General features: G+C 71.1%; 18 protein-coding genes. 6 read left to right on the forward strand and 12 right to left on the reverse strand.

Annotated elements, in window-relative coordinates:
• The coding region (locus ACT4N7_RS08100) for a TOBE domain-containing protein (protein WP_444827985.1) at positions 1–492 on the forward strand (492 nt) is incomplete at its 5' end.
• 41 nt (positions 493–533) lie between these two features.
• On the opposite strand, the gene ACT4N7_RS08105 is transcribed toward ACT4N7_RS08100, so the two are convergent.
• Together ACT4N7_RS08105 and ACT4N7_RS08110 are read right to left on the reverse strand one after the other, a co-directional pair.
• Positions 534–1,577, reverse strand: coding sequence for a LacI family DNA-binding transcriptional regulator (locus ACT4N7_RS08105; protein ID WP_444827986.1), 1,044 nt, complete (start codon positions 1,575–1,577; stop codon positions 534–536).
• The gene (locus tag ACT4N7_RS08110) at positions 1,577–3,178 is read right to left on the reverse strand and encodes a glycoside hydrolase family 13 protein (protein WP_444827987.1); all 1,602 of its coding nucleotides are present in this window, start codon (positions 3,176–3,178) and stop codon (positions 1,577–1,579) included. The genes ACT4N7_RS08105 and ACT4N7_RS08110 overlap by 1 nt, the downstream gene beginning before the upstream one ends.
• A gap of 228 nt (positions 3,179–3,406) precedes the next feature.
• Here ACT4N7_RS08110 and ACT4N7_RS08115 point away from each other — a divergent pair, with 228 nt between their 5' ends.
• Together ACT4N7_RS08115 and ACT4N7_RS08120 are read left to right on the forward strand one after the other, a co-directional pair.
• Positions 3,407–5,131 (forward strand): carbohydrate-binding module family 20 domain-containing protein, encoded by a 1,725-nt coding sequence (locus ACT4N7_RS08115; RefSeq protein WP_444827988.1) that lies wholly within the window; start codon positions 3,407–3,409, stop codon positions 5,129–5,131.
• A 190-nt stretch (positions 5,132–5,321) separates the two neighbouring features.
• Positions 5,322–7,169 carry a proprotein convertase P-domain-containing protein gene (locus ACT4N7_RS08120; RefSeq protein WP_444827989.1) on the forward strand — a complete coding sequence of 616 codons (1,848 nt, stop codon included), beginning with the start codon at positions 5,322–5,324 and terminating at the stop codon, positions 7,167–7,169.
• Between the two features lie 51 nt (positions 7,170–7,220).
• Here ACT4N7_RS08120 and ACT4N7_RS08125 read toward each other — a convergent pair whose 3' ends face one another.
• From ACT4N7_RS08125 to ACT4N7_RS08135, 3 genes are all read right to left on the reverse strand, one after another.
• Entirely contained in the window at positions 7,221–7,763 is a 543-nt protein-coding gene (locus ACT4N7_RS08125) for a DinB family protein (RefSeq protein WP_444827990.1), read from the reverse strand.
• Between the two features lie 427 nt (positions 7,764–8,190).
• Positions 8,191–8,547, reverse strand: coding sequence for a hypothetical protein (locus ACT4N7_RS08130; protein WP_444827991.1), 357 nt, complete (start codon positions 8,545–8,547; stop codon positions 8,191–8,193).
• The gene (locus tag ACT4N7_RS08135; RefSeq protein ID WP_444827992.1) at positions 8,544–8,726 is read right to left on the reverse strand and encodes a hypothetical protein; all 183 of its coding nucleotides are present in this window, start codon (positions 8,724–8,726) and stop codon (positions 8,544–8,546) included. Before ACT4N7_RS08135 ends, ACT4N7_RS08130 begins: the two co-directional genes overlap by 4 nt.
• A gap of 289 nt (positions 8,727–9,015) precedes the next feature.
• Between ACT4N7_RS08135 and ACT4N7_RS08140 the strand changes: the two genes are divergently transcribed.
• Together ACT4N7_RS08140 and ACT4N7_RS08145 are read left to right on the forward strand one after the other, a co-directional pair.
• Positions 9,016–10,386: a helix-turn-helix domain-containing protein gene (locus tag ACT4N7_RS08140; protein ID WP_444827993.1), complete on the forward strand. Its 1,371-nt coding sequence runs from the start codon at positions 9,016–9,018 to the stop codon at positions 10,384–10,386.
• Positions 10,383–10,919, forward strand: coding sequence for a flavoprotein (locus ACT4N7_RS08145; RefSeq protein WP_444827994.1), 537 nt, complete (start codon positions 10,383–10,385; stop codon positions 10,917–10,919). Before ACT4N7_RS08140 ends, ACT4N7_RS08145 begins: the two co-directional genes overlap by 4 nt.
• Before the next feature lie 97 nt (positions 10,920–11,016).
• Here the strand turns inward: ACT4N7_RS08145 and ACT4N7_RS08150 are convergent, their stop codons facing one another.
• From ACT4N7_RS08150 to ACT4N7_RS08165, 4 genes are read right to left on the reverse strand one after another with little or no spacing between them, the layout of a single operon-like run.
• Positions 11,017–11,976, reverse strand: a complete 960-nt coding sequence (locus ACT4N7_RS08150; RefSeq protein ID WP_444827995.1) for a magnesium transporter CorA family protein — start codon at positions 11,974–11,976, stop codon at positions 11,017–11,019.
• On the reverse strand, positions 11,973–12,989 hold the full coding sequence (locus ACT4N7_RS08155; RefSeq protein ID WP_444827996.1) for a type III polyketide synthase: 1,017 nt from the start codon (positions 12,987–12,989) through the stop codon (positions 11,973–11,975). The genes ACT4N7_RS08150 and ACT4N7_RS08155 overlap by 4 nt, the downstream gene beginning before the upstream one ends.
• An 8-nt stretch (positions 12,990–12,997) precedes the next feature.
• The gene (locus ACT4N7_RS08160) at positions 12,998–14,176 is read right to left on the reverse strand and encodes an acyl-CoA dehydrogenase family protein (RefSeq protein WP_444827997.1); all 1,179 of its coding nucleotides are present in this window, start codon (positions 14,174–14,176) and stop codon (positions 12,998–13,000) included.
• The gene (locus ACT4N7_RS08165) at positions 14,170–14,886 is read right to left on the reverse strand and encodes a methyltransferase domain-containing protein (protein WP_444827998.1); all 717 of its coding nucleotides are present in this window, start codon (positions 14,884–14,886) and stop codon (positions 14,170–14,172) included. Before ACT4N7_RS08165 ends, ACT4N7_RS08160 begins: the two co-directional genes overlap by 7 nt.
• Before the next feature lie 100 nt (positions 14,887–14,986).
• Between ACT4N7_RS08165 and ACT4N7_RS08170 the strand changes: the two genes are divergently transcribed.
• The gene (locus ACT4N7_RS08170; RefSeq protein WP_444827999.1) at positions 14,987–15,808 is read left to right on the forward strand and encodes a UbiA family prenyltransferase; all 822 of its coding nucleotides are present in this window, start codon (positions 14,987–14,989) and stop codon (positions 15,806–15,808) included.
• 6 nt (positions 15,809–15,814) lie between these two features.
• On the opposite strand, the gene ACT4N7_RS08175 is transcribed toward ACT4N7_RS08170, so the two are convergent.
• The 3 genes from ACT4N7_RS08175 to ACT4N7_RS08185 are packed head-to-tail and all read right to left on the reverse strand — an operon-like array spanning position 15,815 to position 19,766.
• The gene (locus ACT4N7_RS08175) at positions 15,815–16,657 is read right to left on the reverse strand and encodes an aldo/keto reductase (RefSeq protein WP_444828000.1); all 843 of its coding nucleotides are present in this window, start codon (positions 16,655–16,657) and stop codon (positions 15,815–15,817) included.
• A 38-nt stretch (positions 16,658–16,695) separates the two neighbouring features.
• On the reverse strand, positions 16,696–17,058 hold the full coding sequence (locus ACT4N7_RS08180) for a hypothetical protein (RefSeq protein ID WP_444828001.1): 363 nt from the start codon (positions 17,056–17,058) through the stop codon (positions 16,696–16,698).
• The gene (locus ACT4N7_RS08185; RefSeq protein WP_444828002.1) at positions 17,055–19,766 is read right to left on the reverse strand and encodes an FtsK/SpoIIIE domain-containing protein; all 2,712 of its coding nucleotides are present in this window, start codon (positions 19,764–19,766) and stop codon (positions 17,055–17,057) included. Before ACT4N7_RS08185 ends, ACT4N7_RS08180 begins: the two co-directional genes overlap by 4 nt.
• Between the last annotated feature and the right edge of the window lie 7 nt (positions 19,767–19,773).

Genomic DNA, 19,773 nt, shown 5'->3' on the forward strand with positions numbered 1-19,773 from the left:
ATGGGGCATCGGGTCGCGGTGCTGAAGGACGGGTTGTTGCAGCAGTGCGACACTCCGCGTGCGTTGTACGACAGTCCGGCCAACGCGTTCGTCGCGGGTTTCATCGGCAGCCCCGCCATGAACCTGCTGGAGCTGCCGGTCCGAGGCGACGCACTGCGCATCGGCGACGCCGACATCCCGCTGCCGCGCGACACCGTCGCGGCCGTGCGCGCGGGCGGCCTGGACACCGTCACCGCGGGCATCCGCCCCGAGTCGCTGAGCCTGGCCACCGCGGGCACCGAGGGCGGGTTCGACCTGGTGGTCGAGCTGGTCGAGGAACTCGGCGCCGACGCGCTGGTGCACGCCACGATCGCGGGCTCCCCCGGCGAGCGGGTGGTCATGCGCGTCGACGGCCGCACCCCGCCCGCGCTGGCCCAGACCGTCACGGTCACCCTGCGCCACCCCGAGGAGATCCACCTGTTCGACCCGCGCGACGGCGCGCGCCTGGTCTGACCCGTCCGGCCCGGTACCCCCCAGGGGTTCCGGGCCGGATCTCAGTCCGCGGGCCGGGCGGCGCCGGTCGAGCCGCGCACCACCAGCTCCGGCATGAACACGTATTCCGCGTGCGGCGCCGGATTGCCGGTGACCTCCTCCAGCAGCGCGTTCACTGCGGCCTGCCCCATGGCGTCCACCGGCTGACGCAGCGTGGTCAGCGGCGGGTCGGCGAACACGATCAGCGGCGAGTCGTCGAAGCCGACCACCGAGACGTCGCGCGGCACGTGCAGCCCGCGCTGCCTGGCCGCCCGGATCGCGCCGAACGCCATCAGGTCGCTGCCGCAGATGATCGCGGTGCAGCCCTTGTCTATCAACGCGTTCGCCGCCGCCTGCCCACCCTCCACAGTGAACAGCGAGTGCTGCACGAGCTGCTCGGCCTGCTCCGCGGACAGCGGCAGCAGGGTGCGCATGTGCTGCACGAAGCCCTCGATCTTGCGCACCACCGGCACATACCGGCGCGGCCCGACGGCAAGGCCGATCCGCTCGTGGCCCAACTCCACCAGGTGGGTCACCGCGAGCCGCATCGCCGCGCGGTCGTCGGTGGAGACGAACGGCGCCGACACGTGCTCGGTGTAGCCGTTGATCATCACGAACGGGACGCCGCGCCCGGCGAGCTTGACGTAGCGGTCCATGTTCGCCGTCGAGTCCGCGTGCAGCCCGGAGACGTAGATGATCCCGTTGACGCCCCGCTCCACCAGCGTGTTGGTCAGTTCGTCCTCTGTGGACCCGCCGGGACTCTGCGTGCACAGCACGGGGGTGTAGCCGTCGCGGGTCAGCACCTGCTCGATCACCTGCGCGAACGCCGGGAAGATCGGGTTGCTCAGCTCCGGGGTGATCAGCCCGATCAGCCCGGCGCTGCGCGCCTGCAGCCGCGCGGGCCGCTCGTAGCCGAGCAGGTCGAGCGCGGCCAGCACGGTCTGCCGTGTGGTGGTGGAGACCCCCGCCTTGCCGTTGAGCACGCGGCTGACCGTCGCCTCGCTGACGCCCGCCTGGGTCGCGATGTCGCTGAGTCTGGCCGTCGGGCCCATCGGGGTCTGCGCCATCAGGACTCCCACCACACCGCCGTGTCCGTGGGCAGCAGCAGGTCGCCACCGTCCACTTGGTACGCACCGGACGCGAGCAATACCGTGCCCGCGAACGGAATCCGCGCCGCGGCGGGGCCCAGGTTGACCGCGCAGGAGAACCCGGCCCGGTCGAAGCGCAGCACCCGCTCGTCGCCGTCGTGCCAGCCGACCCCGCTGCCCGCGCCGAGCGCGGGGTGCGCGCGGCGCAGCCGGAGTGCGGCGCGGTAGAGCGCCAGCGTCGAGTCCGGGTCGCCGTCCTGCGCCCGCACCGACAGCGCCGCCCACGCGGTCGGCTGCGGCAGCCACGGCGTCGAGCCGTCCGGGCCGAAGCCGAGCGAGCTGCCCGTCGACGTCCAGGGCAGCGGCACCCGGCAGCCGTCCCGGCCGCGGTCGGTGTGCAGCGACCGCTCCCACGTCGGGTCCCGCAACACCTCATCGGGCAGATCCAGCACCTCGGGCAGCCCCAGTTCCTCGCCCTGGTAGAGGTAGACCGAGCCGGGCAGCGCCAGCATCAGCAGGATCGCCGCCCGGGCCCGGCGCAGGCCGGTCTCGCCGTCGCCGTAGCGGGTGACGTGCCGGTGCACGTCGTGGTTGGACAGCACCCAGGTGGCGGGCGCCCGTACCGGCACCATCGCGGCCAGCGACTCGGTGATCACCTCCCGCAGCGCGGCCGCGTCCCACTCGGTGGTCAGGAAGTGGAAGTTGAACGCCTGGTGCAGCTCGTCGGGACGCAGGTAGCGCGCGGTGCGCTCGGCGGTCGGCGTCCACGCCTCGGCCACCGCGATCCGCGGCGGGTCGTAGGTGTCGAGGATCTTGCGCCACTCGCGGTAGATCTCGTGCACGCCCTCTTGGTCGAAGTAGGGCAGCGGCCGGGTCTCCAGCAGCCGGTGCTGGTTGGACTCGCCGACGTCGGGCAGGCCGTCCTGTTTGATCATGCCGTGCGCCACGTCGACCCGGAAGCCGTCGACGCCCAGGTCGAGCCAGAACCGCAGGACGTCGTGGAACTCCTCGCGCACCACCGGGTTGTCCCAGTCGAGGTCCGGCTGGGTCGAGTCGAACAGGTGCAGGTACCACTCGCCGGGGGTGCCGTCGGGATCGGCCGCGCGGGTCCACGCGCCGCCGCCGAAGATCGACTCCCAGTCGTTGGGCGGCAACTCCCCGTGCTCGCCAAGACCGGGTCGGAACAGATAGCGCCCGCGCGCGGGCGTGCCGGGGCCGGCGGCCAGTGCCTCGGCGAACCACTGGTGGGCCGCGGAAGTGTGGTTGGGCACGATGTCGACGATGACCTTGAGCCCCAACCCGTGCGCCTCGTCGACCAGCGCCCGCGCGTCGTCCAGGGTGCCGAACGTCGGGTCGACGTCGCGGTAGTCGGCCACGTCGTAGCCACCGTCGGCCATCGGCGAGGTGTAGAACGGGGTGATCCACAGCGCGTCGACGCCGAGGTCGGCCAGGTAGGGCAGCCGCGAGCGGATGCCGGGCAGGTCGCCGACGCCGTCCCCGTCGCTGTCGGCGAAGCTGCGCACGTACACCTGGTAGATGACGGCATCCCGCCACCACTGGCGTCCGGCGTCCCGAGCCATGGCGACCCCCTCTCCGACCGCGGAATCCCTCGCCTCGACGCTAGCAGCGCTTGTCGGATTGCGGAAAGAGCTTGCAATCACATGATGCCCATCGCCTATGGCCCGAATTCCGCGTCCACTGCCCTGTTTGGCCCCTTGACTAGCGACTGTGAGCCGGATCATGCTCGGCTGCACGTGGTTTCAGTTCTTTGCAGCAATCTTGCGTAGCCGAGCTTCCGAGGAGACACCGTGGTCTCGTCACCCCGCTCCCTGCCCCGACGCCTCGCGGCCGCCGCCGTCGCCGTGCTCGCCGCGGGCGCGAGCCTGTCCGTCGGCACGGTCCCGCGGGCCCAGGCCGCCCCGCCGGGCGCGAAGGACGTCACCGCCACCCTGTTCGAGTGGCGCTTCGACTCCGTGGCCCGGGCGTGCACCGATGTCCTGGGGCCCAAGGGCTACGGCTACGTGGAGATCTCGCCGCCGCAGGAGCACATCCAGGGCCCGCAGTGGTGGACCTCGTACCAGCCGGTCAGCTACCGCATCGCGGGCAGGCTCGGCGACCGCGCGGCGTTGCGGGCCATGGTCGACACCTGCCACGCGGCGGGCGTCAAGGTCATCGCGGACGCCGTCGTCAACCACATGTCGGCGGGCGCGGGCACCGGAACCGGCGGACAGGTCTACACCAAGTACAACTACCCCGGCCACTACCAGGACTGGGACTTCCACTCCTGCCGGGCGCCGGTCACCGACTACGGCAACCGGGACAACGTCCAGAACTGCGAGCTGGTCTACCTCTCGGACCTCAACACCGGCAGCGACTACGTGCGCTCCGAGATCGCCGAGTACCTCAACGACCTGGTCTCCCTCGGCGTCGACGGGTTCCGGGTCGACGGCGCCAAGCACGTCTCGGCGGGCGACCTCGCCGCGATCAAGGCGAAGATGCCCAACCCGAAGTACTGGGTGCAGGAGGTCATCTACGGCGGCGGCGAGGCCGTGCAGCCCGAGGAGTACCTGAACAACGGCGACGTGGACGAGTTCCGCTACGCCTACGGCCTGCGGGCGTCGTTCAGCGGCGGCAAGCTCGCCGACCTGAGCCAGTTCGGCGAGGCGTGGGGTTTCGTCCCCGGCGGCAAGGCGCGGTCCTTTGTGGACAACTGGGACACCGAGCGCAACGGCTCGACGCTGAACCGCACCTACGGGTCGACCTACACCCTGGCCAACGTCTTCATGCTCGCCTGGCCCTACGGCTCGCCGAATGTCTACTCGGGATACACCTTCGGCAACCACGACGAGGGCCCGCCCAACGGCGGCAACGTCACCGCGTGCTTCAGCAACGGTTGGACCTGCCAGCACGCTTGGCGCCAGATCGCGAACATGGTCGGGTTCCGCAACGCCGTCGCGGGCACCGGGGTGACCAACTGGTGGACCAACGGCACCAACGCGATCGCGTTCGGCCGGGGCAGCAAGGGTTATGTTGCGGTCAACCGCGAGACCGGCCCGATCTCCCGCACGTTCCAGACCTCGCTGCCCGCGGGCAACTACTGCGACGTCCAGCACGCCGACCCCGGCAGCGGCTGCGCGGGCAACACCTACACCGTCGCGGCGAACGGCACGTTCACCGCCACCGTCGGCGCGGGCGACACGATCGCTCTCTACGTCGGCGCGCCCGGCAGCCAGGCGGGCCAGTCCGGCGCGTCGTTCGCGGTCAACGCGACGACGGCGTTCGGCCAGAACATCTTCGTCGTCGGCAACACCGCGGCGCTCGGGAACTGGGCGCCGGGCAGCGCCGTGGCGCTGTCGTCGGCGACCTACCCGGTGTGGCGCGGCGCGGTCACCCTGTCGCCGGGGACTCAGTTCCAGTACAAGTACCTGCGCAAGGACAGCGGCGGGGCCGTCACCTGGGAGAGCGGCGCCAACCGCGTCGCGACCGTGCCGTCGTCGGGTCTGGTGACCCTGAACGACACCTGGCGGCCCTGACCCCACCGGCCGCGGGCCGCTCGGCGATCCCCCCGGAGCCGGGCGGCCCGCACCACTGTGGACGGACGAGTTAACTGTTAATCGACCGATCCGGTGCGGCAGTTAAGTGTTAACCGGTCGCGCCCGGGTTCTGTGTCGCGGCACCGATTTAACGTCTTGGTTCCCTGCAGTTCGACAAAGGAGCCAAGGCATGCGATTGCGCAGCAGAGTCGTCTCCGCGGTGTGCGGAACGGCATTGGCGGCGACGGCGCTGGCCGTCACCGTCCACAGTGGTGTGTCCCAAGCCGCCCCGGCGAGCGCCGACGAGCCCGGCGCCCCGGTGGCCGCTGTCCGCGGTCTGGCGCGGGATCTCGGCATCTCGGCCGAGCAGGCGCGAACCCGGCTGCACCAGCAGGACCGGGCGCACCGGGTGCTCAAGACCCTGCCCGCGGCGCTGTCCGGGGCGGTCGCGGGCAAGTGGTTCGACGACCGCACGGGCAAGCTGACCCTCGCGGTCACCAGCCAGGCCGACGCCGAGCGGGCGCGGGCGGCCGGGGCCGAGGCCACCCTGGTCTCCCGCGGTCCAGCCGAACTCGACCGGCTGCTCGCCGCGGTCCGCGCGCTCGCAGGCTCGGGTGTCGCCGGGCTCAACACCTTCGGCGTCGACCAGCGCGGCAACGACATCCTGATCACCGTCAACCGGTCCACAAAGGACGCGTCGACCGAGCGGTTCGTCGCCGCGGCCAACGCATTGGGCGGCGTGCGGGTGCAGGAGTCGGACCGCTCGCCCCGCCAGCAGGCCGGTGACGTCCGGCCGGGCAGCCCGTGGTGGCCGGGCGGCGAGACCAACTGCTCCATCGGCTTCTCGGCGACGGATGCCAACGGCGCCAAGCAGATGCTCACCGCGGGCCACTGCACCAACGACGCCAACCAGGCGGCGTACGGCGGCAGCGGCCAGCAGAACCGGCTGGGCACGTCCAATGTCGGCGGCGCGCACAGCGTCAACGCGCGCGAGGGCGACATGGGCGTCGTCGCGGTCACCGAGTCCGGCTGGAACCTGTCGGCGTCGGTGAACACCTGGGGCGGGCCGCCGGTCACCGTGACCGGCTCGGCCGAGGCGCTGGTCGGCGAGGACGTCTGCCACTCGGGCAACACCTCGAAGTGGCAGTGCGGCAAGGTCACCTACGTCAACGAGACGGTCAACTACGGCGGCGGGCTCGTCGTCGAGGGCCTGACGTTCACCACCGCGTGCTCCAAGGGCGGCGACTCCGGTGGCGCGTGGCTGCGCGGCGACAAGGCCGTCGGCCTGCACGAGGGCGGTCCAGCGCAGTGCGTGACCAACCCCGGCAAGGACGACCAGTCCATCTTCCAGCCGGTCAACGAGGCGCTGCGCAAGTGGAACCTCACCCTGTTCACCGGCGGCGGCGGTGACACCGAGGCACCGACCGTCCCGGCCGCGCCGCGCTCGACCGGGCAGACCGACACCACCGTCGCGCTCGCCTGGGACGCGGCCACCGACAACGTGGGCGTGACCGGGTACGAGGTCTACGCGGGCGCGACCCTCGCGACCACGGTCGCGGGCACGTCGGCCACCGTGTCCGGCCTGACCCCGGACACGGCGTACTCGTTCACCGTCCTGGCGAAGGACGCGGCGGGCAACCGCTCCGCGCCCAGCGCGGCCGTCAGCGCCCGCACCAAGCCCGGCGACACGGGTGGTCGGATCTTCAGCAACAGCACCGACTTCCCGATCCGCGACTTCCAGGTCGCCGTGAGCCCGATCCGCACCACCGCGACGGGCGCGGCGGCCAACCCGGTGCGGGTGTCGGTCACCGCGAGCCACACCTGTCTCCAGGACTTGCAGATCACCGTCGTCGGCCCGTCGGGCAGGCGCTATACCCTGCAGAACTACGGCGGTTTCGTGTGCACGCCGTTCCCCGGCACCAAGGCGTTCTCGTTCGTCCCGAACACCGAGCCCGCCACCGGCACCTGGACCCTGCGCATCGGCGACAACGGACCCGGTGACATCGGCGTCCTCGACACCTGGTCGATCACTGTGTGATCGGTGACCAAGGGTCCGGCCTCGGTGCCGCCGTCGCCGGGGCCGGACCCGTCACATGCCCGTGGCGCCGTCGAGGCGTTCGCGCAGCAGGTCGGCGTGCCCGTTGTGCCGGGCGTACTCGGCGATCATGTGCACCAGGATGCGGCGCAGGGAGATCGGCTCCCCGCTGCGGTTGTGCGTTCCGGTGTCGTCGAGCGACGCCGCGGCGACGATCTCGCGCGCCCGCGCGCATTCGGCCGCCCACACCGCGAACGGCTCGGCCGGGTCGCCGTCGAGGATCTCGAAGTCCTGGTCCGGCTCGTCGTCGGTGTAGTAGAGGTGCGGCAGTTCCTCGCCCGCGAACTGCATCCTGAACCACCAGCGCTCCGTGCCCGCGAGGTGGCGCAGCATGCCGTGCAGGCTGAGCCGCGACGGTGGGATGGCCCGCTCGGACAGTTGTTCGGGGGTTAGTCCCGCGCACTTGAGCCGGAAGGTCTCCCGGTGCCAGTCGAGGAACGCGGTGAGGATCTCGCGATCGTCGCCGACCCGCGGCAGGTCGGCGCGGGTGTCGGCCGCCCAGGTCGGCGAGTAGTTCTCCTCGGGTATCTGGTCCATGGCGCGAGCATGCCGCAGCCCACCGACAAGAGTGATATGACCCACCTCGCATGGCAATCACCCAAACTCCCCACCTTCCGCCCCGTACGTTCCCCGTCGACTCTTCGGCCGGTTCACCGCCTCCAGCAACACCGCCGAGCGTGCCCACTCCACCTCCGACAACTCCAATCCCGTGATCTTCCCCAAGTACCTCCGGGCCATGCGTTGCATCTCCTCCACCGACGGCCCCTCTCCCCAAATGCAGGTCTGCTTCTTGCTCACCCGGTTGTGCCGAAACATCACCACGACCCCACAGTCCATGCTCAGCAGAATCGCCAACCGCCGCAAGGCACTGTTCCGAGCGGACATCGCCGACGCCGTCACGACCGAACCCGGCCCACGGGCACGACGAACAGCGCCACCATCTGCCAGACATCACCGGTGGTCATCACGGTGTCCACAGCGAACTCGCGTGAATCACCAAGCTGGGCGCCCCTGGTTCGCCAGGGGCGGGCAAGTCGACCAGTTCCCGGACGACCTCCACGAGGTCGTTGCCGTCCTTGAACCAGACCACTCCGCCGCCGTACTCCTCAGCCACAAGCCGGATAGCCAGGACATGTTTGCGGTCGAAGACGAACACCGCGTCGGTGTACTGCTCCCGGCTGTAACTGGCGGCAATGCCGATCAGGTCGTCGTTGTCAGTCATGAGGTGGAAGTTCCACCCGGCCTCGCGAATGACGACCAGTTCGGCCAACTCCGGGAAACGGGCACAGGCATCTGCTTCGGAGATCACTTCGTGGCTCACCGCCGAACCAACTTGACATCAGTCGCAGCTCCGTCTTCGTTGTCCCGCAAGGCTGTGACCTCCGCCAGAGCTTGCGCGGCCAACCCGACGAAGCGGGCCAGGCTCTGTTCGTTGAACGCCAACTCGAAGCTGTCGGACCGATCCCCGAACATGAAGTCAACATCGTCATGCTCGTGCACGGTGTACCTGATCTCGCAGTCCCGACCGATGGTGACCCACGCGCCAACGCTGAGTGCTGTCCGCACTGTCATTCGCCTCCGAACGCTCCGGTAGATGCCTCTGGCAAACACCCAGCGCCGCAAGCTGCCCGCACTGCTACGGGGAGCAAGTGCGTTTGCTTGTGGCGCTGGTTGCCTTTGATCACCGAAACACTTGATGGGGGCAGTGGGTTACCCTGTGTGTGACGTTGCCACACCCAACGCCACCAGTTGCACGCGTGGGATGGTCGGGTACGTACTGACTGGAAGTGTGGAAGACGAGGACATGGCACGAGAGCCTGAGGCGATCGCCGAGCTACGCCGGTCACTCGGCGTGCAGCTCGCCACCTTCCGGCTGGCCGCCGAACTCAGGCAAGGTCAACTCGGGAAAGTCGCCATCTGTGATCGCACGACAATCGTGCACATCGAGAAGGGCAGGGGTCGGGCCGACGAGCGGTTCTGGCGAATTGTTGACGACGCCTGCGGTGCCAGTGGCGTACTCCTTGCCGCCTACCTGGAGCTAGAGGCGGCGAAAGCCGAGCACGAGCGACGTGAACGCGACCAGCGGCTTGCGTCAGTTCGGGCGAGGGCCGCCGAACTACGCGGCCAACCTGACCGCAGTGCGGCCAACCTGCCTGCCGAGGTAGTCACCAGCGCGCAGCGCGCGGACGTTCCATTGCTGGACAGTTTGCGTAGCGCAGTCTTGGGCCATCTGAATCGAGTCGACCTCGACGGCGAGAACCGACCTCTAGCGACCGCCCAACAAGTAGACGCAAGCATCGAGGAGGCTCATCGCCTGTACCAAATGGCAGACTATGACAGCGTCGCCCGCATACTTCCGTCAATAGTTCGACGGCTGGAAGAACCATCAGGCGGGATCGACATTTCGACGCATCGCAAAACAATTACGTACCTTGTGGCTGCAAAACTGGCGACCAAACTCGGCGATGCCGGCCTGGCGTGGGTCGCCGCCGACCGCAGTGTGCAGCTCGCCACCGAAACTGACCACCAGGGACTCATCGGAGTTGCGAACTACCAGGTGGCCTGCGCCTTGTTGAGCGGTGGCCATCTGGCTGACGCCGAACAAACCGCAAGTATGGCCGTTGAAAAAATCGCAGCTCGGTCACGGGCACTCAGCCAGAGTGTGCAGGAGGCGTCAGCGCAAGGCGGACTAACGCTGTTGTTGGCCGTTATGACTGCTCGGCGCGGTGACGCCCATGCGGCTCATGCCAACTTGCAAGCAGCCCGTCGACTGGCCGCACATGTCGGACAAGACAGCAATTTTCTGTATACGGCTTTCGGCCCCACCAACGTTGCTATCCATGAGTTAGGTGTTCACGTCGCGCTCGGCGACGCACGAAAAGCGCTCCAATTCGGTGAAGTCATTGACACTGACGTGCTGCCGACCGTACTGCGCGGCCGGCGTTCACAGGTGCACCTGGAACTAGGGAAAGCGTCGGTCGACCAAGGCAACGACAGTATGGCGTTGCTACACCTTCTGGAAGCCGAACGCGTCGCCAAACAAGTCGTCTCTCGTAACGCAACTGCGCGAACACTTATCGCAACATTGCTATCCCGTGAACGCAAGAGCGCCATGCCTGGCTTGCGCGCCTTGGCGTCCAGGGCTGAGGTGCTTGTGTGACAGCATCGGTGCGAGTGCTGTACCTCATTATATGTGCGGCCCCACCAAGTCGCTCAATTGATGAGCTTGTCGACCTGTTGCGGCGACAGGGATGGATAGTATGCGTCATTGCCACGCCCCGCGCCGCCAGTTGGATCGATACGGCGGCGCTTACAACACAAACCGGCTATCCCGTTCGTCATGACTACAAGCTGCCGGACGACCCAGATGCCTTGCCGCGAGCCGATGCAATCGCGGTCGTTCCGGCGACGTTCAACACCATAAACAAATGGGCGGCAGGCATCAGCGATACGTTTGCGCTGGGCCTACTCAACGAAGCAATCGGCCTTCAACTACCCGTTATTGTCGTGCCATACGCTAAGCCCACTTTGGCAGCACATCCGGCGTTTGCCGAGAGCTTGCGCAACCTCGGCGAGTGGGGCGTGACCATCCTGCCCAACGAATGTATTCGTCCACAAAAACCACTGCCGCCCAGTGGCACGTTTGATTGGAAACCGGTACTCGATGCGCTGCAATCTGTGGCAGCTCGATAGCCATCGTAAGCCGCACCGTGCTGTCGTTGGCACTGTCTCGGTACTGCTCAAACGCTAGTCAGGCGGCTTCGAATGGGCGGTCACCGCGTTCACCACACTAGAGCCAGTCCTTGCGGCGGAACATGGCGTACAGGCCCCCCGACAACACCACGATCGCCACGGTCGACGCCCAGACCCCCCACGGCTGCTCGGATCCGGGATAGGGCACGTTCTGCCCGTAGAACCCGGTGACGGCGGTCGGGATCGCGATGATCGCGGCCCACCCGGTGACCTTCTTCATGATCAGGTTCAGCCGGTTGCCCTGGATGTTGAGCTGCGTCTCGCGGATCGTGGTCACCAGCTCCCGCAACGACTCCGTCGACTCCGACGCGTGCGCGACGTGGTCACCGATGTCGGCGAAGTACGGTTCCAGTTCGTGGTCGACCACATGGTGGTCGCGCCGCAGCGCGGTCAGCACCTCGCGCATGGGGAGCACGACCCGGCGCAGCCCGCCGAGGGTGCGGCGCACGCGGACCGTGTGCCGCTGCAGTCCCTCGTCGTCCGGGTGTTCGTCGAACACTCGGTCTTCGAGATCCTCCAGGAGTTCGTCCAGCGTCTCGACGGCGTCGAGGTGGCCGTCCACCACGTCGTCGAGCAGGCCGTGCAGCAGCACGCCGACCCGGTCGCAGCGCAGGTCCCCGGTGTCCCACCGGGTGAGGACCGGGTCCATGTCGAACCCGTCGTGCACCGTGACCAGGGCGCGTTCGGTGACGAACACGCCCAGCTCCGTGGTGTGCAGCGCGCCCGACCCGGGGTCGACCCGGACGGCGTAGGCGGTGAGGAACAGGTGTTCGCGGTAGTGGTCGAGCTTGGGCCGCTGCCTGCGCTGGCGGGCGTCCTCCATGGCGAGCCGGTGCAGGCCGAGCTGATCGCCCACCAGGGTGAGGTCGTCGTCGCCGGGTCCGCGCAGGTCGACCCAGGCGAGCGCGGCCGGGTCCGTGAGCCGGTCGGCCAGTTCGCCGATCGGGAAGTCCTTTTCGGACAGTTCGCCGTCGCGGTAGAGCCGGGTCCTGGTCACCCGGACCGTCGCAAAAGGACGGTGTACAGGGTCAGGCCGGGGCCGAAGGCCAGTGCCATCACCAACTCCCCGGTCTGTACGGCCAGTGTCCGCAGGACGAGCAGCACCGTCGCGGACGAACAGTTGCCGTGCTCGGCCAGCACCGCCCGCGACGGGGCCAGCGCCGCCGCCGACAGGCCGAGTTCGAGCTGCACGGTGTCGAGGATACGGGGCCCGCCCGGGTGCACCGCCCACCCCGCGACGTCGGCGATTCCCGCGCCGTGCCGGGCCAGGGTCTTCTCCACCACCGGCCGCACCCGGGCGGCGAGCGCGTCGGGCACCCGGGCGGACAGGCCCATTCGGAAGCCGTGGTCGGTGATCTGCCAGGTCATCAGCTCGCGGGTGTCGGTGTCGGTGTGCGCGGCCACGTCCAGCACCGTCCAGCCCGCCTGCCCCGGCTCGACCACCACGGCCGCCGCGGCGTCGCTGAACAGCGCGTGCGCCACTATCTGCGCCGGGTCCGCGCACGGCGGCTGCACGTGCAGCGACGTCAGCTCCAGGCACACCAGCGCGGCGGGTTGTCCATGGGCGACAACGAAATCGGCCACCGCGCCGAGGCCGGGCAGCGCGGCGTAGCAGCCCATGTGGCCGATCACCAGCCGCTGCAACTCGGCGGGCAGGCGCAGCGCCGCGGCGAGGGCGATGTCGAGCCCGGGGGTGCCGTAGCCGGTGCACGACACCACGGCGAGCAGGCCGAGCCGGTCGGGGGACAGGTCCGCGTCGTCGAGCGCGGCGGTCAGCGCGCGCAGGGCCAGGGGAGGCGCCTCCTCGGCGTAGCGACGCATGCGGGCGGCGGTGGACCAGCCGGAGATGTCCTCGACGCGCGGGTCGACCACCGTGTGCCGCGTGCGCACGCCCGCGCCCGCGAACACCCGCCTGGCGAGCGCGCTGTCGCCGAAGTGGTTGCTGAAGTGCCCGTCCCACAAGGCATCCTGGCGCACCGAGGGCGGCATCGCCGCGCCGATCCCGGTCACGTGCGCGCCTACCACCGCGGCACCGGGGCGTCGCCGTCCGGGTCGCCGCCGAGCGCGGCCACGCCCAGCCAGTCGGCGCACACGTCCGAGGTGGCGGGCTGCAATGCGCCGCAGCGGGCGTCGCGGAAGATCCGTTCCAGCGGGTGGCCGCGCCGGGTGGCCGAGGTGCCCGCGGCCTCCAACATCGCCCCGGCGACCTCGGCCGCGGTGTCGCCCGCGAGGAGTTTCGCCCGCCACACCCACCGGTTGGTCTCCGGCGTGCCGGGCGCGTCGGTGACCCGGCGCGCCGCCTCGGCGACCACCAGATCGGCCGCCGCCACCGCCGCGTCCGCCCGGCCGACCCTGGCTCGCACGGCGGGCAGCGCGTGCAGGCCGCGCTCGCGCAGGTGCTCGACGGCGGCGTCGATCGCGGCCCGCGCCACGCCGACGTAGACCGCCGCGTACGAGGCGACCAGCCACTGCGGCATCACCTGCGCGATGAGCAGCGCCAGGCCCTCGATCCCGCCCAACAGGGCCGCCGCGGGCACCACGGTGTCGAAGTGCACGTCGTGGCTGCCGGTCGCGCGCATACCCAGCGAGTCCCAAGTGGACTCCACGCGGACACCGTCGCCCGCGGGCACCAGGAAGTAGGAAACCTTTGGCTCGTCGGCACTCGCCGCGTCCCGGGCCGCGACGAGGTAGGCGTCGGCGTGGCCCGCGCCGGACACGAACGCCTTGCTGCCGACGATCCGGTAGCCGCCGTCCACCCGGTGGTAGCCGGTGCGCACCAGGGACAGCCGCGCCCCGATCCCGCGCTCGCTCATCGCCGCCGCGTAGAACGACCCCGCCGCCGCGTCGGCGAGCATCCGGTCGCGGGCGGCGGTGAACCCGTCGCCGAGTTCGCGCACCAGTTCGTCGGGCAGGTGCGCCAGCGCCCCGGTGACCGAGGCGTGCATGTTGAACACCAGCGCGGTCGCCCCCGCGCCCGCGCCGAGCACGGTGGCGACGGCGGCGTAGTCGGCGAACGTCGCCCCACACCCGCCGAGCCGGGCAGGCGTCATCAGCCCGAACAACCCTGCGGCGCGCAGGTCGGCGAAGTCGGCCGCCGGAAAGGACCCGTCGCGATCGTGGTCGGCCGCGCGGGCGGCGAACTCAGGGGCCAGGGCGCGCGCGGTGTCGAGCGCGCCGGTCCGGTCGAGGGTCAGCATCGGCTCTCCTTCACACCGATCCCCTGGAACAGGACGGCGGTCGTCGGGACGGACACCATGCGCACGTCCGCGCGGCGGCGCAGCGCCCAGCGGGCGAGGTCGAGCGCGGCGGGCCGGATTCCGCGCAGCCGCAGCGGCACGCCGCCGCGCGCGCACTCGCGGACCAGCAGGGACCGGTCCACCAGCAGCGCCGGATCGTGCACCCCGCGCGGCACGCCCGGCAGCCGCTCCGCGACGGAGATCGCCAGCACCCGGCTCAACCGGGTGTCGGCGAGCGTGTCGAGTACCAGCAGCCCACCCGGCCGCAACAGCGCACAAGCCTGAGCAACGGTGCGGGCCAGGTCCGGCACGTGCTCCAGGATCTCGCCCGCGACCACCACGTCCGCGCTGCCCGCGCGCAACGGCACCGTTGCGACGTCGCCGCGCACCGCCAGCACCCCGTGGTCGGCCGCCTGCCGCAACGCCGCAGCGGACAGGTCCACCCCGATGTGCCGATATCCCTTGCCGGAGATGTGCGGGGCGAGCAGTCCCGCGCCACACCCGAGGTCCACCAGGACCGCCCCCGGCCGCGCGGCGGGCGGAATGAGCCGCGCCCGAGCCGCCGCGAGCCAATGCAGCATGGCGAAGGCCCCCCGCGGCCGCCACCACTCGTCGGCCAGGTCGTCGTAGAGCGCCGGGTCGTTCGGAACGACCTTCGCGCCACGGGCCATGCTCCGAGGCTGACACACTCCGGCCCACCCGGCATGCCGGCACCCGGACAGCCGGGCGTCGTCCGGCGGGCGCCCGGCCGGGTCCGGCATACTCCGGGCCGTGTGGCAGACGGGTTCGGCGCTCATCCGCACCGCCCACCCCCAGGCCGCGGCGGGGGTCACGGTGGTCGCGGCGGCGCTCTCGGCGAGTCTCGGGCAATCCGCGGCCGGGGTGGTCGCCGTCGTGGTCGCGGTGTTCGCGGGGCAGTTGTCGGTCGGCTGGCTCAACGACCTCGTCGACGCCCCGCGCGACGCGCAGGTCGGTCGGGCGGGCAAACCGCTGGCGGCGGGGGAGATCTCGGCCGGTGTGGTGCGGGCGGCCGTCCTGGTGTCGGCGGTGGTCGCCGTCGGGACCTCGGTCGCCTCGGGTTGGCAGGCGGCGGTCGCGCACACGGTCGCGCTGATCTCGGCGTGGGCCTACGACCTCGGCGTCAAGTCGACCGTCTGCTCGGTGGTCCCGTTCGCGGTCTCGTTCGGCCTGCTGACCGCCTTCGTCACGCTCGGCCTGCCGGTGTCCGCGCTGCCACCGTGGTGGCTGGTGGCCACCGCGGCACTGCTGGGCAGCGCCGCCCACTTCGCCAACGTCCTGCCCGACCTGGACGACGACCGCGCCACCGGCGTCCGTGGCCTGCCGCACCGCCTCGGTGCCACGCGCTCCCGGGCGGCCGCCGCCGTGCTGGTGCTCGCCGCGTCCGGCGCGCTGGTGGCCGGGCTGCCGCGGGGGGCGTTGCCGTTGGGGCTGGCCGGTCTGGTGGTGGCCGCCGTGGTCACTGCCTGCGGTCTGGCACTCGGGCGGCGCCCGGGTTCACGGGCCGCCTTTCACGCGATGCTGCTCGTCGCCGTGCTCGACGCGGCCGTGCTGGTGGCCGCCCGGTTCGGGTGAGCCGGGTCAGGGCAGGCGGGCCAGTTCGCCCGCGTCGAGGTGCAGGTCGGCCGCCTCGGCCGAACTGCGGATGCTCTCCGGGCGGGACGAGCCCGGGATCGGCACCACCTGCGGCGCCTTCGCCAGCAGCCACGCCAGGCACACCTGCTGCGGGCTGACTCCACGCTCGGCCGCGACCTCGGCGAACGGTCGGAACCGGCTGCCCAGCGCGGCCGCGTCGCCGATGCCGCCGAGCGGGCTCCACGGCAGGAACGCGATGTCCAGTTCCGCGCACAGGGTCAATTCCGGCTCACTGCCGCGGAACGCGGGCGAGAACTGGTTCTGCACCGCCGCCAGCCTGCCGCCGAGGATGTCCTGGGCCTGCCGGATCTCCGCCGGGTCGAAGTTCGACACCCCGGCCAGCCGGATCTTGCCCTCGTCCAGCAGCTCCGCCAGCGCGCCAACCGAGTCGGCCACCGGCACCGCCGGGTCGGGCCGGTGGAACTGGTAGAGCCCGATCGCCTCCACGCCGAGCCTGCGCAGCGACGCTTCACACGCCGCGCGCAGGTATTCCGGCCTGCCGTCGAGCGCCCAGCCGCCGCCCGTGGTCCGGGTGTGGCCGCCCTTGGTGGCGACCAGGACGTCGGTGTCGCCCTTGAGCGCCTCGGCGATCAGCTCCTCGTTGTGCCCGAAGTCGGTGTCGTCGAACGAGTAGGCGTCGGCCGTGTCGATCAGCGTCACCCCGGCGTCGACGGCGGCGCGCACGGTGGCCAGCGCGCGCTCGCGATCGGGACGGCCCGCGATGGACAGCGGCATCCCGCCGAGCCCGACCGCGCTGACCTCGACACCGCCGATGAGTCGTGTTCGCATACCGCGATCCTGCCACGGGGCCGCCGAACCGGCCGAGGTCAGAGCTTGCGGGGCCACGCGGCGCGGCGCAGGGCGACCGTCAGGGTGTGCGTCGCGGGCTCCACCTCGGCCAGGTACTCCGGCAGCGCGTCCGGGTCCGCGGTCGAGTCGGCGGCGGGCGCCGGTCCGGCGGTGATCCAGCGCAGGCCCGCCATCGCGGTGGCGACCTGACGCCACCAGTCGTTGATCTCCTTGCCGACCTGCTCCTCGGCCGCCGCCGCGGCCTTGATGTCCTTGTCCGTCCGGGCGACCTCGCCGACGAGTTCGGTCATCCGGCGCCGTTCGTGGTCGGTGTGGCGGCGGGCCGCCTGGTGCGCGGTGTCGAGCAGCGCGCGGTACCGCGCGGCGGGATCGGCGGTCACGGGGCGTCCAGGGCGGTCGAGGTGTCGAACGGGATGAGCACGTCCGGCCTGCTGTGCGTGGTCCGGTCGAAGAACACGGCGCGGTGCGGGCGGGGCGACCAGTCGACCACCTGGCCCGCCGCCAGCGTGATCAACTCGGCGCCCTGCACGTCGAGGGCGATCCACGCGCCGACGTCCTCGGTGCCCGCGAAGCCCAGCGTCTCCTTGAGCCTGCCCACGCCGCGCCACCAGCCGATGGTGTGCACGTGGTGCGCGGGGCCGTTCTTGAGCAGCGACCGCAGCCGGTCCAGGCCGCTGGTCATCGCCGGGGGTTCCTTGCGCTCCAACCAGCGGTGCGCCGCGTCGACGCCGTAGAAGAACACGTAGCGGGGCCGCTCGGCGGTCTCGGCGGTCAGCGCGGCGATGTCCTCGCCGGTGCGCAGATCGACCGAATGTCCAGCGGCGGCAAGGAAATCCGCCAGCCGACGGACCCGGTCGGCCAGTGCGGGCACCGGGCACCACAGGCTGAAATCACATTCGCCCGGGGCGTGCACCCTGGCCAGGGCCAGCGCCGAACTGTCCATTATGGACAACGCATCGGCGGTCGCGGTGCCCAGGACCGCGAGGTTGCGACCCGGCATCGGATGCAGCGCCAGCCCGGCCGACCGGTCGGCGACATCGATGATCTGCCCGAGGATCGGCCCGGTCGGCCGCGCGTAGGCCGCGGCCGAGCGCAGCTCCGGCTGGTGGGCGCCGTCGAACAGCCGCGGCACGGGGGAGGACTGCTCCTCCCACAGCCTGCGCTGCAACGCGTCGAACGTGCCGCGGCTCGACGCGTCCGGGATGTGCGCGGCCTCGTTCCCGTGCGCAACACCGGATTCGTGGTTGAGCACGGCGTGCCAGCGCGGCAGGCTCACCGCCGCGTTGTTCTCGATCGCCAGCACCCGCTTCGCCTTGGGCAACGCGATCCGCAGCGTGCACTGGTCATAGACCGCGGGCTTGCCCCAGAACACCTCGATGCCCGCGACGTCCTGGCTGGCCAGCACCAGGTGGATGCCCTGGGACCGGCCGCGGCGCGCGATGTCCTCCAGCAATGTGGCGGCCTGCTGGGTGATCTGGTCGCGGCCGCCGAACAGCGCCTGGAACTCGTCGATCACCGCGACGATCCGCGGCCAGTGCCCGTGCGGGTCGGCGTCGCGCAGTTCGGCGAGCTTGGTGACCTCCTGGCGCTTGGCCGCGTCCGCGCGCCGGGCCAACTCCTCGGCGAGGAACCGCAGCAGCGCCAGGCCGAACTCCCGGTCGGTGTTGACGTTCACCCCGACCAGCCGCGCCTGCGGCAGCCAGGTCGGGTCCTTGCGGCCGGGGGTGAGCCCGGCGAAGGACACGCCTTCCTTGAAGTCCAACAGGTACAGCTCCAGCTCGGCGGGCGGGTACCGGGCCGCGAGGCCGCCGAGCATGGCGTAGAGCAGGTTCGTCTTGCCCGACCCGCTCGGCCCGGCCACCAGCGCGTGCGGGGTGTTGTCGCCGAGCACGACCTCCACCGGCTCACCTTCGGCGAACCCGACCGGCGTGCGCAGTTCGTCCCGTGAGGACTCCTGGCCGAGCCGCTCGGGCAGCAGGTCGGCGAACGCGCGCGGCCTGCCCCGGCGAGCCACCACGTCGTCGCGGATCGCCGCCGCCGCCGCACTCACCTCGGCGGGCGGCGCGGGCGGGTCGGCCAGCACCACCACGCCGGGTCCGGTCATGCTGCTCGTCGCGTGCTCCGTGTCGAGGAAACCGACTGTCTCCATCGGACTGTCCGCCGACACCGGCACGTCGACCAGCACCAGGTGCACCCCGGCGTCGGGACCGGTACGCGCCACCCGGTTCAGCTCGCGGTGCTGCTCGTCGGCGAGCCGCTCGCCGTTGCCGAACAGCACGGCCACCTGCCACGGCTCGACCCGCCTGCCCGCCGCGACACACGCCTCGCGCAGCGACGTGTGGCCCGCGCGCATCGCGTTGGCGTGCACCTTGCGGATGTGCCCGGCCAGCCGGGCGAGCAGGTCGTCGAGCCGGTCGGGGTCGTGCACCACCATCAGCCCGGCCGCCGTGAGCGGGTGCAGGTTCGGCAGCGGGCCGGTCAGGTGGCCGATGTCCCACAGGTGCAGCCGGACCAGCCCCGGGGTGAACGTGCTGACCATCCGCAGCAGCAGTGACTCCACAATGGAGTCCACGGCCGCGCGGCTGCCGGTGGCCGAGACCAGCCGCAGGTGTCCGGTGTCCAGCAGCGGCACGGCCAGCGGGAACCCGTGCTCCGGCGCCGCGTGCTCGACCAGCGCGGAGCCGATCCGCCACAGCCGCGGCGCGGCGCTGCCCGGGTCGCGGCCGATCCGGCCGAGCCAGTCCGCCCACGGCCGCCCCGCGGGCCCGGGCGCCTCGGCGTCGACCAGCGCGCGCACCGCGGCCAACCCGTCGCGGTTCCAGTCGGCGTAGCTCTCGTCGCGCGCCGCGGTGATCCTGGCCCAGACCTGTTCCAGCGCCGGGTCGCCGAGCCGGTCGAGGATCTCCGGGTCGCGGCCCGCGCGCGCCAGGCCGATCCGTTGCACCCGCTGCTCGAACTCCAGTTGCCGCTTGCCGGTCTCGGCTCGCGTGCGCGCGCCCGCCGCGGCGCCCAGTGCCCGTCCCAGCACGCCGCGCAGGTCGGTGAGGGCCTGCTCGGCGCGCTTGCGGCGCTCGCCCCTGCCCAGCATCCATTGC

This window comes from Actinokineospora sp. (assembly GCF_052390155.1).
In the GTDB taxonomy this organism is placed as follows: Bacteria; Actinomycetota; Actinomycetes; order Mycobacteriales; family Pseudonocardiaceae; genus Actinokineospora.

Bases quoted from the DNA above. Each gene is read 5' to 3' on its own strand.
- ACT4N7_RS08105 (WP_444827986.1), bottom strand. From the start codon at position 1,577: ATGGCGCAGACCCCGATGGGCCCGACGGCCAGACTCAGCGACATCGCG.
- ACT4N7_RS08110 (WP_444827987.1), bottom strand. From the start codon at position 3,178: ATGGCTCGGGACGCCGGACGCCAGTGGTGGCGGGATGCCGTCATCTAC.
- ACT4N7_RS08120 (WP_444827989.1), top strand. From the start codon at position 5,322: ATGCGATTGCGCAGCAGAGTCGTCTCCGCGGTGTGCGGAACGGCATTG.
- ACT4N7_RS08125 (WP_444827990.1), bottom strand. From the start codon at position 7,763: ATGGACCAGATACCCGAGGAGAACTACTCGCCGACCTGGGCGGCCGAC.
- ACT4N7_RS08160 (WP_444827997.1), bottom strand. From the start codon at position 14,176: ATGCTGACCCTCGACCGGACCGGCGCGCTCGACACCGCGCGCGCCCTG.
- ACT4N7_RS08165 (WP_444827998.1), bottom strand. From the start codon at position 14,886: ATGGCCCGTGGCGCGAAGGTCGTTCCGAACGACCCGGCGCTCTACGAC.
- ACT4N7_RS08175 (WP_444828000.1), bottom strand. From the start codon at position 16,657: ATGCGAACACGACTCATCGGCGGTGTCGAGGTCAGCGCGGTCGGGCTC.
- ACT4N7_RS08185 (WP_444828002.1), bottom strand. From the start codon at position 19,766: ATGCTGGGCAGGGGCGAGCGCCGCAAGCGCGCCGAGCAGGCCCTCACC.